The organism is Paramixta manurensis (assembly GCF_013285385.1).
GTDB lineage: Bacteria > Pseudomonadota > Gammaproteobacteria > Enterobacterales > Enterobacteriaceae > Paramixta > Paramixta manurensis.
Genome location: NZ_CP054212.1, coordinates 221042 through 235675 on the forward strand (window position 1 = coordinate 221042; position 14634 = coordinate 235675).

Sequence of the window (14634 nt, forward strand, 5' to 3'; positions counted from 1 at the left end):
TTTATCATCACGTTGACTATTTCCCGACGGGTGTACAGACCGCGCTTAATATTGGCATTGCCGCTTTTTGATTACCCGGCACTTGGTAGGGCAGCAGACAGCGTTTTGACTCTTGGTCGCCCCATGTTACCGAGAGGGTACCGCTGACATTTTCTACGCGCACAAAGGCCTGCCCGCCTTGACCAACATAACCGACGTTACTACCGTTACTGTCGCTAATTGCCGCGCCAAACGGCAGCGGTTTGTTCAGGTAGCTGGCATTAATCAGTAACGCGTTCCCGCTTCTGGCGTTATAGGTCAGTTTGACCACTGCACCCGAATAAGGGGCGACTTTCTGGGAGGTATTATCCAGTTCAACGCCCTGCGCGGTTCCTTTCGGATCGATGGTAATTTCATTCATTTCATACGGATTCAGGTAAGGCACAATCGCATAGCCATTGCTGTCAACCTGAATGCCCGGATAACCCGAAACGTGAGCGCCTTCCGCGCCTTTAGCTTCAACCAGCGCTGCGGTGTCAGCATAATACGGGCTGAAGGTGACGCCGCCGCCATGTATCATCGCCATACCGCTGGCCCCTGCCGACACGCTACGGTAGTCTTTACCACCACTCCAGCCACCATTTACTGTGGTTACGGCAGTACGGTATTGGGCATTAGCCGAACCGCTGGTTCCCGCACGCTGGTTGGCGTGAGAAGCGCTGACGCCGTAACTGAATTGGCTGGTGCTGCCCGCAGTGCCATTCAGGCTGGTCATTTCACTCATGCGGCCATCAGAATCATGGCTAAGATCGACACGCATCTGAGGCGCGTTACGTACCACAGAGCTACCCAGCGGTAGGCTAAAGCTCAACAGATAGCTGGTTTGCTGGCGGCCATAGTTGGACCAGGTTTTGGTCGCATTCAGGCTATAGCTAAGGTTGCCGATATAGTTGCTGTACCCTAACTGATACTGTTTGTCGGTTCCGTCTTTTTGCCAGTAGTTCTGTACCGAGCCGGTAACGTAAAACTGACCAAAATTTCCCGGTAATCCCTGACTTGCGGTCAATGTCAGACGATTTTTAGGCCGCCAAATCCTGACGTTACGATTATCCTGTGTATTCAATTCACGTAGCTGGAGTGCCGGAATTAAATCCAGATATCCTTCGGTTGAGAAACGATAAGCCGCCAGCGAGATATTGCTATTGGTTTGATTAATGAGTTTGTTAAAACCTACTTTATAGCTTTCGCCACTGGTCGAATTACCGCCATGCGCGTTGGTATTAATATGCGCACGCGCTTTGGTGACATCGAAGGAAACCGCGCCCACCGGTGTATCCACCGCGAGCCCAACTTGCGCGGCATAGTAGTTATCGGTTAATTGCATACCGGTATAGCCGGTTAGCGTATTACTAATACCGTACTGTACGGTGCCTTCGGTCAAAATAGGCGGATCGCGCAGTTCATTGCCGCGTAACCGACCGGAGGTGACGGAGTATTGCCAGGTACCAGGACGCAAAAGTTGCGTCACGGAAGAGAAGGGGACCGAGAAGGATTGTTCGCTGCCATCGGCTTCTTTAACCGTCACCACTAAATCGCCGCCATAGCCGCTGGGATACAGATCGTTAATCAGGAACTCGCCGGGCGTAACGGTGGTTTCATAAATGACCTGATTGTTCTGTTTTACCGTCACGCGGGCATTGGTACGTGCGATACCATGGATCTCTGGCGCATAGCCGCGACGAGACTGCGGCAACATGCGCTCATCGCTGGCGATCTGCACACCGCTAAAGGGCACTGAATCGAACAGTTGTCCCCGTGTGTTGGACTGCCCAACCAGCAAGCGCCCCTGAATAGAAGGGATGTCACGCTGCAGGTAGGTATTAATTGAGGTGTACTTTTTAAGTCCGTTCTCTGACCAGTTGTAATTCCCGTTATGGCGGAAGTACCAGGCACCCACATTCAGCCCGGTATTAAACCCGGCATAGAATGAGTTTTCGCTACCGCTTTTGGTATGTTGGTTATAGGCATTCAGGTTGTAGCCTAACATCAGTGCCGGAACACCACGATCCCACAGCGCCGGACTAACGCTGCCTTGCGCACTGCGGTGAATAAAGATTTGTGGGATCACAATGTCAAGCCGTTGCTCGCTACTGTCATAAGCCACGGTCGCGTTCGGGATCAATTTTTCTAAGCGATAGCAGCTCTGATCGTCTTGAGATAACGCATCACGCGCGGTCGCCGGGAGTTTTTCAAAATCTAAATTAATGGCGGCAATAATCTGGCGGGTTAAACAGGGATAGGTGGTTTTATCCTCTGCTGAGACAATCTCAATTTGCTCAGTAGTGATCAGATTATTGTTAACGTAAATATCGGAGCGATATTTGCCGGGCAACGCGTTGGCGCCGCTGTTAAAACGGCTCAGATCAACGTCATTGCCGGGTGCAATGCTCAGAAATGCCGGGTCGAACTCTACCAGAGAAGCGTTGTTCTCTTCGGCAATGGCGACCTGGCTGCTCAGTGCGCAAGAGATTGCCACGCAAAGTAGCGAAATCCGGAAAAAGCTATTTCGGTCTCCCTTATTTAAGGGACGCTTGTTTCTGCTGAAAATTGGCATTCTCTTGAAACCCTGATGATTAATAGTGTTGAGAAAAAGCCGACATCGTGGTGACTGCCGGAAATAACACAAGAACTACACCGGAAATTTATTTGGTTTAAATGCGTCGCATATTATTTTGCGACAGCATCGTGATTGATATAAGCGCCATAATCATTGACGAAGATATATTGTATTTTCTGCCCAGCTGTGACATTCAACGCAATGGACTGGCTACTTTTGGGCGCGATCATCGGCGCATCGACTTTATGACCGTTAACCGAGGCGCTGACCAATGAAACGAAATAAGGCGAGTTATTCACCGCGGTGACTTTGCCGCCCTCGGCACGCCAGACTAATGATTTAGCGGCTTCACTGGCATCGCTAGCCAAACCGGCAGGGCGCCAGAACACCTTGATGCGTGAACGGAAAGCAACCTGTAAAATATTTTTGTCCGCAACGCTGGCATTTTTGGCTGGGATTTCCAGTACATTCAGCCAGAACACCGACTCTTTATCAGCGGGTAAAGGCGCGCCAGTGAAACTCATACGCAGCGTTTGTCCTTTCTGTGGATCAACCCGATTAATCGGTGGCGTTAGGATGAAAGGAACTTTAATGTTTTCTGGTTTGGTGTTGGTATCGCCATTATCCATCCAGCTTTGAATCAGTACCGGATTTTGACCTTTATTAGTCACCTTGACCGTGACTTCTTTTTCGCCCGCCGGATAAATTACGCGGGTGCCGCCAATAATAATACTGGCATAAGCAGAAGATACCTGAGAAAGTAATAATGCTAAGCTTATAATTTTTGTAATATGACTAATGAATTTTTTCATGATGTTATCCGGTGAAAAGGGGCATGGTCATTGCCATGCCCATTTAAAAATTAGCGATTATTTATAAATGATGGAGTAATCAACCATGCTCACGACTTTACCAGCGCTGGTTGCGCCTTCAGCATAATATTGAACAGCGTAAGGCAGGGTTGCTTTACCGTCGGTTACGGTAACGCTTGCCGTTGCGGTATTTTGAACCTGGTCACCGGCTTTAATCGCGGTGTAGCCATTTGAACCATCTAACAACTGAAGGCTAACCAGTTTAGCGCCATCGGTCAGGTTATTATTCAGGCGGCCATTGATATTGACATCTTTGCCTGCTTCAAAAAATGCAGCCACGCCAGTTGCAGTATCGGAACAGTCGCTCAATTCCATGCTGAAATTGGTTTTACCGGCAGACTCACCGCTGGTTTTTAACTGATTAATACTGATTGTTGGCAGAACCACTGTTTCAGATGGGCCTTGACCATTCACTTTTACTACACACGTATTTGCAGTAAGTTCACCGTTAAAGGTAATTGTGCCGGTAGGAGCTGCATGAGCAACGTTTGCAGCACCGAACAGAGCCATAATAGAAGCAGCGATAATTGAGTTTTTCATTTATATATTCCGTATAGATTGAAGTTAAGATTTAACGTTTAATGAGAGCCATGCCGTGAATCAATTGCCCTTAATCAGACCTGACGCGGAGTTTTGCCGCACTCTAATTGATTTCTTCATGTTTCCCTGAGTATTTTTGCTGCCATTTGTCTGACGCCGTTACTATAAGTTAATGTCTGACAGGGCTGCATGACACGTTGATTCTTTAGATGTCTCTCGGTGTCGACAGGAATAATCTTAAGGGGATTGAGACGATAAATAAACTCACTAATTATTAGATGAATTTAAAAGAGCTTAGATAAGGTTTTTAAAAGGATGAAAAGAGGGTGACAAGGTTTTTTGAAAGTAAAAAAGTTGCATAAATAACGTTGGTTTCTTTGGTTTTTTTTATATTTATAGGGTTTGTCTTTAATCTTTTGTTAAATTAATGTGGCTTTGGACGCGCGATATAACAACAAAAATAGAGGAAAGGAGTGCTTTATTTGATGTAGATCAATAATTGCAGAAAGGCGGGTTTCAGAGAGCAGAAAAGCCGTTGTTGCTCGATCAATTTAAGCTGCTTATTGAGCTAAGTAAACATAAGATTTTAGGCTAATTTAATGAATTTAAACTATTTTTCGTTTTTTTCTTAGCGTTTTCCTTATGTGGCTTCCTTTTTTATTAGCTAATCTTAGATGAGTAGAGTCATGAGATTTTTCCTGCTAGGATACCTGCATATTTTATTGGTTATCTCATTACTACGGTCGCAAGATTTATCCATATTGCGTCTGACTCTATATCGTATGCCTGCGTGATGCAGGATAAACAGAGACTCTACTTATGTCTGCTAAATTAAATCTCACTGCCATACTGAGTGTGCTGATGCTGGGGTATACTTTGCCCGCCGCAGCGGCAGTTACCTGTGATATTAACGGTGAATCGGGTGGCGCTAATCCGACAGTCAGTATTCAAGGGGCACCAAATATTTCCGCGACCGAAGATTTGCCCAATGGCACGGTATTATTTCAGGGGCGCCTCGCGGCAAATACCGATATACAAAGAACTCCGGTTGTTTCGTGTTATATTCCTGATACGTCTGCAACCGCCTCGGAAACCGTGACCGTCGAAACGCGAGGGAAAGTGGCGGGCGGTGCCTTAGTGGGTACGGATAATTATACTTTTAAAACCAATGTGCCCGGAATTGGCGTACGTTTCTGGATCTTAGGCCATTACTTAACTAATAGCGATGCGCCACTGGATAATTCTTTGGCGCATTATCAGGCGCAAATAACCGTAAAACCTGGTGGCAAAGATGTCACCACTACAGGATTGTATTACGAACATTTTCGCAATTTAACTTTTCAGCTAGTTAAAATTGGTAGCGTTACGCCGGGCATGGTTAATGGGATCTCTTTTCCAACCGTCGAATATCGAGCATATCCTGCGGATGGGCAATCTATTGGGAAATTGCCTGCACGTTATTTGATCGCTAATTTTTCCGGCAGCGCTAATATCAGTACGCCAACCTGCACTACACCCTCAACGGTGAATGTTGATTTAGGCACCTTTACTACCACACAAATAGAAAGCGCAACGACGACACCGTGGAAAGATGCCTCAATTAAGCTGACTAATTGTCAAAAATTTACCGGTTACCAGAACCGGGATTCAATGTTCGTACAGGATCAAATTTCCGGCGCTTACGATGTCGGGATGACTACACCTGCGCCAACCGTGAATAACGTGCTGGGCATCAAGCTGAATAGCAATCAACAAAATATTGATGTTAACCAAGGCATCGTCGGGATTAAAACTGGCGGCGGGGAAGCGCAGGGTGTGGCAGTACAAATTGCGAAAGGAAATACGGCAAGTAATACCCCGGCTCCGTTAGGCGTTGAATTTAACCAGACGCTGGCCCTGGATGGCTCACCCACTATCAATATTCCACTGGTGGTACGCATGATCAAACAAGGAACGGTGAAAGCTGGCCGGGTCAATGCGCAAATCACTTATACGATTAGCTACAAATAAGCGACGCGCCTGACTCAGGACTTTAATGAGGCAGAGGCTTAAAAGGAAACCCTATGTTCAATAAACTATTTTCAGGCGCGGTCGCCTTCTCTATTCTGTTGGCGACAATGTCGACAGAAACCATGGCCGCGCAGAACGGTACCATCAATGTTACCGGGCTGATTACATCGCCGACCTGCCAAATTGATGTGAACGGATCGACAAATGCCACTCTGGTGCTGCCGACTATACGTACCGATGATTTGCCGGCTAAAGGCAAGTGGGCAGGGAAAAATGCGTTTACGGTTAATGTGACAAACTGTAGTGATGTGTCGCCCGATGCGTTGAATATCGCCATTATTCGGCCTGCGGGAGAGAGTGACGTTTCGAATATACCGGTCAGCGGTACGGCGAAAAATGTGGCATTTCGTCTCGCTAATTCTGGCGCGGGTTTTTTAAGTTTTGACGCCAACACGGTGATTAAACCAATTACATTGACCAATGGGAAAGGGGCTTTGCCGCTGGATGTGTGGTACTACGCAAAAGAGATGCCGATTAGCGCAGGGACGTTAAGTGCGATTATCACCTTTGAATTACGCTATAAATAAGACTTGCCCGGTGAGGGAACCGGGCAAGTGGGTCTTAATGCAGTGGCAACTGAGGGTTATTCAGTGACTTTTTTCTTCAGGCTGCTGGCGCCTTCTTTAGTCGAATCCCAGGCTTTTTTGCTCCCCTCTTTGGTGGAGTCCCAAGCCTTTTCGGAACCCTCTTTGGTACGATTCCACCCTTTTTGACTGCTTTCTTTCACTTTATCGCTAGTCGAAGCACCGCCATCTTTCATCTTATGCTGCGCATGAGACTTCTGCTCAGAAATGCGGTTTTCAGTTTTGTGTAATTTTTCTTTTGCCGTGTCAGCGCCACTCTGCGCGCCTTCTACCGTTTTATTGGTCGCGTGTGGAATCACATCGTCGGCCAGCGCGCCGGAAGCAACAAACATTAGGGACAACGCAATAACTGTCTTTTTCATGATCAAGTTCCTTTTTATGTTGGCTCTACCCTAATGTAGTAAACGCTAGCGCGGATAAATTCAAGTAAAGCCGCACAAAATTCTGTAATTCGCGTATTTATGGCGGCAGTTTCGGAGGAATCCGCAAGATCCGGCACCTCTATCAGGGCATCACCGATACCGTCGGCCAACGTTCGGTAGAGAATAGCGATAGACGGATATTGAACAAATAAAACAGTGGCGAATAGAGCCGGTTATCCTGCTCGCATAGCCGATCGAGATGAATAAGCAAATAGTCCATTTCCGCCAATAAAGCAGCATGCGGCATCGCCTGCAACGATTTCAGACGCGAACGCAGAAATTTGTTGATCTCATAAAACAGCCCGTCAGTTATAACCGCATGCTCGGACAATAACGTCTGATGTTTGACATAAAAGTCGTAAAAATTGACTCCAATCCAGACTTCGGTTATCAGGTTTCCGCCGGAAACCAGGTCGGGAACCGGATCGATCCTTTTGCGTGGCAGGATAACATTCACTTTATCTAGCGTACGGGCGACAAAGCGTTGCCGCGACTGGAGTGATGAGCGGTTAAGCCGAATTTCAGAGAGGAACTGGATCAGTTCGTTAATGCCTTTACGGAAGGCGCGGCGAGCAGTCCAGGAGGGGCGCTTATTGCGGATCAGCGCCGTGATGATGACCGCGAACATGATACCGACAATGCTAGAAATCGCACCGTTAACGATCAACTGTAAATCGGGTTTGAAGTGATGGCTCAAACCAATTAAGCCGGGGATTTGGGTAGCAATAATTAACCCCATCAGGTTAGTGGCGGGGTTGGCGATCACCAGACCGAGTGCAAATAGCCCTGGCGCCAGGCCGATAATCAATGATTCAAACGTCACGGTTTGCGGAATAATCAGCGCCGAATATAGAATACTGATCACAATCGCTACCACTACGCCTTTGAGAAACAACTTCATTGGGGCAATCGGGCTATCCATACCGGCGAAGAAGGAGCAAAGAACTGCCGCCATTAAGGGCGCGGTTGAACCATCACTCCAGCCGGAGCCAATCCAAAACAGGCAACAGGCAAATGTCGCCAGGAAGGCCGTAAACGAGGAGAGCAGCAATAACCCTTTATCAATATGCCAGTGCGCCTGGGCGCGCTTTGCCGGATTACCGCGTTCTTTTAGGCTGCCGACTTTTTCCCCCACCGTCGACCAGGCCTCGGTAATTTTCACGAAGTTTGCCAATCGTTCGAGTAATCCGCTGAGTAACAGGCTCTTTTCCGCGCTGAGGGTTTTATCTTGATAACAACGTTTGATATTGGCCTGAGTGAGCGCAATGTCCTGCAGTATCGCCTGCGTTTCGCGATTCTTATCGCCGCTATTTAGCCATGTCAGGAAGCGTCTAAACGTTGTATCGACAAAATCAGGGAAATCAATCTGTTGTTCCGCTAAGAGTTTGAGCCGAATCTCAATCGCGGTAAGCGTCGGGATCAGATAAGAGAGGTGCTGATACTGTACCGTCACCAAGCGTATAAGCTGGCGCGCAGCATCGCCTTCAAACACGCAATGTGTGATCAGCGTTTCGACATTCACCGGATAACCGGCCATTTGGACCAAAATAGCTTCGCGCTCCGGCGTTTGCTCTTTGGTCTCCGCCGTTAAGAGCTCACTGCATAATTTTCGGGCGCTGGTGTACCAGTTAGTGACGCTGTTTTCCAAAATATTCCGCATTGAGACCGGTAGGATCAGGCTGTGGACCAGGCTGCTACAAATAATCGCCACCGTAATCTCTTCAATACGCGACACCACGGTGTAGGTGATCGACAGCGGCGTATCTACATCAGGAAAGCCCATGATTGCGGCGCTGTATCCCGCCAGCATAAAAACGTAACTTTTTGGGGTCCGGTCATGCAGAGAAAAATAGAGACACACGGCTACCCAAATCGAGACACACAGGCTAAATAAGACCGGATAGAGCACGGTGGCGGGGTAAATCAGAAAGATAAACAGGCCGCCGAGCACGGTACCCAAAAAACGAAAAATCGATTTGGAAACCGTAGAGGATGAGTAAAGCTGTGAGGCTACATAAACGGTAGTGAGCGACCAGGCCGGCTTATCAAAGTTAAGCTCCAGCGCAATGTAAAAAGCGAGAAACGCGGCTAAACATGTTTTGAGTGAAAATAACACCGCACTCTTTGACAACCACTTCATACCGAACGAACCCATTATGCGGCCTTTTTTCTCATCATAACGGAAGTCGTCGCGTCAACCAGTTTAATTTTTTATACAAATTATTAAGACGCTAACGATTTGCCGGTCGCTTGGGTGTAACGCTATCCTGTTGGTTTTGCCAAGAGGGATTTAACCGTTTCGGTTGAGCCTCTCTCTGACGGAGACAAAACATGGCAGCAAACGGTGTAAAGTGGGCGCCCTGCGGGTTGCTATTGGCGTTGGGTATATTTAGCGCGACGTCGGCGCAGGCGGCCACGTATGGCGAACAGTTGGAAGGGTTTCACTACCCTTTTCCGCTGCAACATTTTTCTTTTCAATCACAGCAGCAGCCGCTCAGTATGGGGTTTATGGATGTGAAGCCGACTGCCGCTGCCAATGGACATACCGTGGTGTTAATGCACGGCAAGAATTTTTGCGGCGCGACATGGGAAGAGACCATCAAGGCGTTGAGCGCTCACGGTTATCGGGTAATTGCGCCGGATCAGATTGGGTTTTGTAGTTCCACTAAGCCGGCTAATTATCAGTACAGCTTTCAGCAACTGGCTACTAATACGCACCAGTTATTGCAGCATCTGGGCATTAAAAAGGCGATGATTGTCGGCCATTCAACCGGCGGCATGTTAGCGACACGTTATGCCTTGATGTACCCGCAGCAAACCGAAAAGCTGGTGTTAGTGAATCCAATAGGTTTGGAAGACTGGAAAGCGAAAGGGGTGCCGTATCGTACCGTTGACCAGTGGTACCAACGCGAGCTTAAGCTTTCGGCGCAGAGCATTAAGCAGTATGAACAGCAAACCTATTATGTTGGGCAGTGGAAACCGGCGTATGACAAATGGGTGGATATGCTGGCCGGGTTGAATAGCGGGCCGGGTCATCAAAAGGTGGCGTGGAATTCGGCACTCATCTACGACATGATTTTTACGCAGCCGATTTATTATGAGTTCGCTCAGATTAGCGTTCCGACGACGTTAATGATCGGTACGTCGGACACGACTGCGATTGGTAGCGATATCGCATCGCCGGCGGTGAAGGCCCGGCTTGGTCACTATAATGTGCTGGGTAAGCAGACGGCGAAAATGATTCCGCATGCGCGCCTGGTTGAGTTTCCCGGTATGGGGCATGCGCCGCAGATGGAAGAGCCGGAGAAGTTTAATCAGACTCTGCTGTCGGAACTGGCAGGCACGGCGCAATAGGGTATTGGAAAGGGCGCGAAAGCGCCTTATTCCAGTTGGTTAGCATTTTTTATCCGAAGAGTAATGCTTTCAATTAATTCTGCGAGGCTGGCGTAGCTTTCATAGGCCTCATCAATGGCAATACGATCGCGAGCTTCCCATCGTTCTGAAGACATATCGTAGACAAATAAATCCGTTCCCGTTGAGCCAATCAAAAGCAATGAAGCGCTTTCTTTTGTATTTGGCTCGTTGGTTCGGGAAGCACCATTGTTATATTCAAAGAAATTATTATGTTCATTTCGATAGCTGCGCAAACCGTAGATAGAAAAACCATCAATAGAAAAACCATCGATTAATGCCATAAGAGCTAGATACTGCTGCCAAAAGTCATCTAAATTAGCTCCGGTCTCCTCAATAGCCATCAGCGATGTGTGTTTGCCTGTATTGCCAGGATTAGCCGGATAACCCAACGTTTTTGCAATTATTTTTAATTCTTCGGCGACGCTAGCTAACGTTTTCTTCACCATTATCTTCATCCTTATGGATAGATCACGCCTTTGGGAATAGGCCATAAAACCTCTGTTTTCCCTCCAGCCGTCATCGCGCGAGAAATTTTTTGTTGCGCTGTTGTAAACATAACATGTTCGGGCGATTTTTTGATTAAAACAAGATTGCCGAAAGCGTTGGTTCCACTATCATCCAACGGGAACTTATGATGAACCTCCCAGTCAATAGGGTTATTCCCGTCACGCATTCTTTTAATATCGTCATTGCTAAGTTTCTTATGAACCTGTGGATTTTACGCTATGAATTTAAGAAACTTTTTACGCTCTCTGTCAAATTCACGCCTAAGCATGAGACGTTCCTCAGCAGGACGTTTGATATAATACATTTTCACTACCTCAATATTTTGCAGTAACGTCTTTTCTCCTTTATAACTCCCCAAAAAATGCTTTAATTTTTCCAATTCAGTAATCGATGCAGGGTGTACAGCGAGCCGTCCTGCTGCCAGTAAACTGCTCAAGGCTATCAGAGAGCCAGCCGTTTGTTGATTCAGAACTTGATCAAACCCTGCTGCGGCCTCACCGCCTAACTGACGGGCGGTTTCGGCGTACATCTGTGGATTCTGATGATAAATGCCGCCTGCGGCTAACAGGCGACCGGCCATTTTACTATTAATGGCGTTAAACGTTTGTGGTGACGAGGCCTGTTGAGGAGAAAAGTCTGATGTGGAGGCAGAACCGTAAGCGTAAACGGTAAATGATGTCGCCTGCGGCTTGCCGCCATGATGGCGATAGTCGCGACAAGCCACTGAATCACGATACGCCCGAATAATATGATCCGCGCCGCTTAATTCGAATAACCAGGGATGCCGACAAATCAACTGCCCCTGATCATCAATATAAAACAGCCGACCGGGCGCACTATAGCGATCAAGCATAATAACCTGACCGTGTAACACCATTCTTTTAAGACGTTCTTGCGCCAGTTTCCCGCCAGCAGGCTGATGAAGAGTTGAGAGTGATGAATACCGATGACGCATAGCGATAATATGAGGGCTGGTATTCTCATCGAAAAACTCATAATGATCGCAAATATAACGCCGTGCGATAATAGGCTGCGTGATTAACGCATAGCGCTCCGGCGCAAGATTATCACGTGGTAGATAAAAAAGATCACACCCAGGCAAACTGACGCTCATTACCGGTTCCTTTTGGCTGCGCTCAGATACAGGTATATTATATTTTTTCTATCGCTTTAGTAAGCCCAATTTTTATTAATAGAAAACGTTACGCTAATGGCTATTTAATAAAAATCCATTATTATGCGGAATAAATAAATCACGCCAGATGATAAGTTATTCTCAATACTACTCTCCGCCCAACGATTTGCGAAACCTTACGCCGATCGCTATGCTTTTAGCGCCCTAAACATTCGCTATTTCCTCCGTTTTCCAACCAAGGCACCGATCCTATGTCAGAAAAAAAGCCCATGCCGGTGTTTGACGGCCATAACGATCTCCTGCTGCGTCTTTGGCTACATGCGGCGACTACGCCACCTGAACAGCCCTTCTTTAACGGAGAGGCGGGCGGGCATATCGATTTTCCTCGTCTACGCCGCGGAGGAATGGTTGGCGGTCTGTTCGCAGTGTTCGTGCCACCGGCAGACTATGTGGCCCAGGCGCGTAAAGAAGCAGTGGGCAACCATCAACCGCTGGCCATCGTCGAAGCGCAGATCGCCATTTTACAGCGTCTGGAAAGCGCCGCTGAAGGACGCGCGAAAATTTGCCGCACGGTCGCAGAGATTGAACATTGCCTGGCAAATAATATCCTGGCAATGGTCATGCATATTGAAGGCGCGGAGGCATTAGATCCGGAACTGAAATTGTTGGACAGGTTCTGGCAACTCGGTCTACGTAGCCTTGGGCCATTTTGGAATACACCTAACCAGTTTGGTGTTGGCGTCAGCGGTGGCTTTCCCGGCTCGCCTGATAGCGGTGAAGGATTGACCGCCGCCGGGCGCGCGTTGCTACAACGCTGCAACCAGCTTGGCATTATGATTGACCTTTCCCATATGAATGAGAAAGCGTTCTGGCAAACGGCGGAGATTAGCCAGGCGCCGCTGGTGGCGACGCATTCCAATGCCCATGCTTTATGTCCACAGCCGCGCAACCTAACCGATCGGCAATTAGCAGCGATCGCCGCCAGTGATGGTTTGGTTGGGGTAAATTTCGGCACCGCCTTTCTGCGCGCCGATGGTAAACGGGACGGTAACACGCCAATAACAGAAATTGTAAAACATCTTGCCTGGCTGATCGATAAACTGGGCGAAGATCGTGTGGGTTTCGGCTCAGATTTTGACGGCATTAATGTGCCGGATGAACTGGGCGATGTTGCCGGTTTACCCTTGTTATTACAGGCTTTAACACAGGCAGGTTTTAGCGAGGCCGTTATCGAAAAGCTGGCGTGGCGTAACTGGTTACGCGTACTGAAGCAGACGTGGGGAAGGTAACATTTTTTTCTCCTGCCGTCCTCAGGCGTTGCTATGATTGTTACTCTGCTGCAACATCCTCGCTCATCAACGGGCCGATGTTGCTCGTGAACCGCGTCTGAAAGCGTACCTCGCCGACAGATACGTTATTTTTACCGCAATGAGGAGAGACAATATGAAGTGGACCAAACCTGAGTTTGTTGACCTGCGTTTAGGCTTAGAAGTAACCCTTTACATTTCTAACCGCTAATCTTCCATGCCCACAACTACACTGTGGGCATGTTTCTTTTTATCCTTTCGGTTTTCACATGCAGATTAAAGTTCTTGGTTCTGCCGCAGGTGGAGGTTTCCCACAGTGGAACTGCAACTGCAAAAATTGCCAGGGCGTGCGTAATGGCACGCTAAACGCCTCCGCGCGCACGCAATCATCCATTGCCGTCAGCGATAACGGTCAGGACTGGGTGCTGTGTAACGCCTCACCGGATATTTGTCATCAGCTTCGCGCGGCGCCGGAATTAAATAAACCCGAAGTGCTACGCGGAACCGGTATTGGCGCGATTATCCTTACCGATAGCCAGATCGATCACTGTGCCGGGTTGCTTAATTTACGCGAAGGGTGCCCGCATCAGGTCTGGTGTACCCCGGAAGTGCATGAGGATCTCACCACCGGTTTTCCGGTGTTTACCATGCTGTCGCACTGGAATGGCGGCCTGGTGCATCATCCGATTGTGCCTTCTGAGCCATTCAGCGTCTCGGTGTGCCCAACTATTCGTTTCACCGCCATTCCCTTACTTAGCAACGCGCCGCCCTATTCGCGCTATCGCAACCAGCCGCTGCCAGGACATAACATTGCGTTATTTATCGAAGATACCGCCAACGGCAAAACAGTGCTGTATGCGCCGGGCCTCGGCGAGCCGGACAACCACCTGATGAAGTGGCTGGAGAAAGCGGACCATCTGCTGATTGATGGCACGGTATGGCAGGATAACGAACTGGCGAATACCGGCGTGGGCCACAACACCGGCAAAGATATGGGGCACTTAGCGTTAGCGGAAGAGAATGGCTTAGTCAAACTGCTGGCCTCGCTACCGGCGAAGCGCAAGATTCTTATTCATATTAACAACACCAATCCCATCCTTGATGAAGACTCTGCCGAACGTCACATGCTGACGCGCCAGGGCATTGAGGTCAGCTGGGATGGAATGATGATTAACACCCAGGAATAG

Annotated in this window: 14 protein-coding genes; 6 read left to right on the top strand and 8 right to left on the bottom strand. The window is 48.3% G+C overall.

All coding sequences use genetic code 11. From position 1 onward, the window contains the following. Positions 1 to 16: 16 nt before the first annotated feature. From PMPD1_RS01045 to PMPD1_RS01055, 3 genes are all read right to left on the bottom strand, one after another. Positions 17 to 2515, bottom strand: a complete 2499-nt coding sequence (locus PMPD1_RS01045; RefSeq protein WP_354292735.1) for a fimbria/pilus outer membrane usher protein — start codon at positions 2513 to 2515, stop codon at positions 17 to 19. A gap of 191 nt (positions 2516 to 2706) precedes the next feature. Next, positions 2707 to 3408 carry a fimbrial biogenesis chaperone gene (locus PMPD1_RS01050; protein ID WP_173632314.1) on the bottom strand — a complete coding sequence of 234 codons (702 nt, stop codon included), beginning with the start codon at positions 3406 to 3408 and terminating at the stop codon, positions 2707 to 2709. 57 nt (positions 3409 to 3465) lie between these two features. Next, positions 3466 to 4008 carry a fimbrial protein gene (locus PMPD1_RS01055; protein ID WP_173632315.1) on the bottom strand — a complete coding sequence of 181 codons (543 nt, stop codon included), beginning with the start codon at positions 4006 to 4008 and terminating at the stop codon, positions 3466 to 3468. Positions 4009 to 4827: 819 nt separating this feature from the next. Between PMPD1_RS01055 and PMPD1_RS01060 the strand changes: the two genes are divergently transcribed. Together PMPD1_RS01060 and PMPD1_RS01065 are read left to right on the top strand one after the other, a co-directional pair. Beyond that, positions 4828 to 6018 carry a fimbrial protein gene (locus PMPD1_RS01060; protein ID WP_173632316.1) on the top strand — a complete coding sequence of 397 codons (1191 nt, stop codon included), beginning with the start codon at positions 4828 to 4830 and terminating at the stop codon, positions 6016 to 6018. Between the two features lie 53 nt (positions 6019 to 6071). Then, positions 6072 to 6605, top strand: a complete 534-nt coding sequence (locus tag PMPD1_RS01065) for a fimbrial protein (protein WP_173632317.1) — start codon at positions 6072 to 6074, stop codon at positions 6603 to 6605. A gap of 56 nt (positions 6606 to 6661) precedes the next feature. Here the strand turns inward: PMPD1_RS01065 and PMPD1_RS01070 are convergent, their stop codons facing one another. Further along, the gene (locus tag PMPD1_RS01070) at positions 6662 to 7024 is read right to left on the bottom strand and encodes a hypothetical protein (RefSeq protein ID WP_173632318.1); all 363 of its coding nucleotides are present in this window, start codon (positions 7022 to 7024) and stop codon (positions 6662 to 6664) included. 142 nt (positions 7025 to 7166) lie between these two features. Then, complete coding sequence (locus PMPD1_RS01075) at positions 7167 to 9224, bottom strand: FUSC family protein (RefSeq protein ID WP_173632319.1); 2058 nt, start codon at positions 9222 to 9224, stop codon at positions 7167 to 7169. Between the two features lie 191 nt (positions 9225 to 9415). Here PMPD1_RS01075 and PMPD1_RS01080 point away from each other — a divergent pair, with 191 nt between their 5' ends. After that, complete coding sequence (locus PMPD1_RS01080; protein ID WP_173632320.1) at positions 9416 to 10438, top strand: alpha/beta fold hydrolase; 1023 nt, start codon at positions 9416 to 9418, stop codon at positions 10436 to 10438. A 26-nt stretch (positions 10439 to 10464) separates the two neighbouring features. Here the strand turns inward: PMPD1_RS01080 and PMPD1_RS01085 are convergent, their stop codons facing one another. Genes PMPD1_RS01085 through PMPD1_RS22640 form a run of 3 tightly spaced genes read right to left on the bottom strand, consistent with a single transcriptional unit; the run spans position 10465 to position 12119 of the window. Beyond that, positions 10465 to 10944 (bottom strand): YrhA family protein, encoded by a 480-nt coding sequence (locus PMPD1_RS01085; RefSeq protein ID WP_173632321.1) that lies wholly within the window; start codon positions 10942 to 10944, stop codon positions 10465 to 10467. An 11-nt stretch (positions 10945 to 10955) separates the two neighbouring features. Further along, entirely contained in the window at positions 10956 to 11171 is a 216-nt protein-coding gene (locus tag PMPD1_RS22635; protein WP_354292737.1) for an HNH endonuclease signature motif containing protein, read from the bottom strand. A 45-nt stretch (positions 11172 to 11216) separates the two neighbouring features. Next, positions 11217 to 12119 carry a DUF8093 domain-containing protein gene (locus PMPD1_RS22640; protein ID WP_354292739.1) on the bottom strand — a complete coding sequence of 301 codons (903 nt, stop codon included), beginning with the start codon at positions 12117 to 12119 and terminating at the stop codon, positions 11217 to 11219. A 272-nt stretch (positions 12120 to 12391) separates the two neighbouring features. On the opposite strand from PMPD1_RS22640, the gene PMPD1_RS01095 reads away from it, so the two are divergent. The 3 genes from PMPD1_RS01095 (at position 12392) to pqqB (ending at position 14634) form a co-directional block, all read left to right on the top strand. Continuing rightward, complete coding sequence (locus tag PMPD1_RS01095; protein ID WP_173632322.1) at positions 12392 to 13429, top strand: dipeptidase; 1038 nt, start codon at positions 12392 to 12394, stop codon at positions 13427 to 13429. A gap of 154 nt (positions 13430 to 13583) precedes the next feature. After that, a complete protein-coding gene (pqqA, locus tag PMPD1_RS01100; RefSeq protein WP_173636075.1) occupies positions 13584 to 13658 on the top strand; it encodes a pyrroloquinoline quinone precursor peptide PqqA in 75 nt (24 codons plus the stop codon). 58 nt (positions 13659 to 13716) lie between these two features. Then, complete coding sequence (pqqB, locus tag PMPD1_RS01105) at positions 13717 to 14634, top strand: pyrroloquinoline quinone biosynthesis protein PqqB (protein WP_173632323.1); 918 nt, start codon at positions 13717 to 13719, stop codon at positions 14632 to 14634.

Excerpts from the sequence above, each read along its gene's own strand:
- PMPD1_RS22635 (WP_354292737.1), bottom strand. The coding sequence starts at position 11,171 with ATGCGTGACGGGAATAACCCTATTGACTGGGAGGTTCATCATAAGTTC.
- PMPD1_RS01060 (WP_173632316.1), top strand. The coding sequence starts at position 4,828 with ATGTCTGCTAAATTAAATCTCACTGCCATACTGAGTGTGCTGATGCTG.
- PMPD1_RS01050 (WP_173632314.1), bottom strand. The coding sequence starts at position 3,408 with ATGAAAAAATTCATTAGTCATATTACAAAAATTATAAGCTTAGCATTA.
- PMPD1_RS01095 (WP_173632322.1), top strand. The coding sequence starts at position 12,392 with ATGTCAGAAAAAAAGCCCATGCCGGTGTTTGACGGCCATAACGATCTC.
- pqqB (WP_173632323.1), top strand. The coding sequence starts at position 13,717 with ATGCAGATTAAAGTTCTTGGTTCTGCCGCAGGTGGAGGTTTCCCACAG.
- PMPD1_RS01085 (WP_173632321.1), bottom strand. The coding sequence starts at position 10,944 with ATGGTGAAGAAAACGTTAGCTAGCGTCGCCGAAGAATTAAAAATAATT.
- PMPD1_RS01055 (WP_173632315.1), bottom strand. The coding sequence starts at position 4,008 with ATGAAAAACTCAATTATCGCTGCTTCTATTATGGCTCTGTTCGGTGCT.
- PMPD1_RS22640 (WP_354292739.1), bottom strand. The coding sequence starts at position 12,119 with ATGAGCGTCAGTTTGCCTGGGTGTGATCTTTTTTATCTACCACGTGAT.
- PMPD1_RS01070 (WP_173632318.1), bottom strand. The coding sequence starts at position 7,024 with ATGAAAAAGACAGTTATTGCGTTGTCCCTAATGTTTGTTGCTTCCGGC.
- PMPD1_RS01075 (WP_173632319.1), bottom strand. The coding sequence starts at position 9,224 with ATGAAGTGGTTGTCAAAGAGTGCGGTGTTATTTTCACTCAAAACATGT.
- PMPD1_RS01080 (WP_173632320.1), top strand. The coding sequence starts at position 9,416 with ATGGCAGCAAACGGTGTAAAGTGGGCGCCCTGCGGGTTGCTATTGGCG.
- PMPD1_RS01065 (WP_173632317.1), top strand. The coding sequence starts at position 6,072 with ATGTTCAATAAACTATTTTCAGGCGCGGTCGCCTTCTCTATTCTGTTG.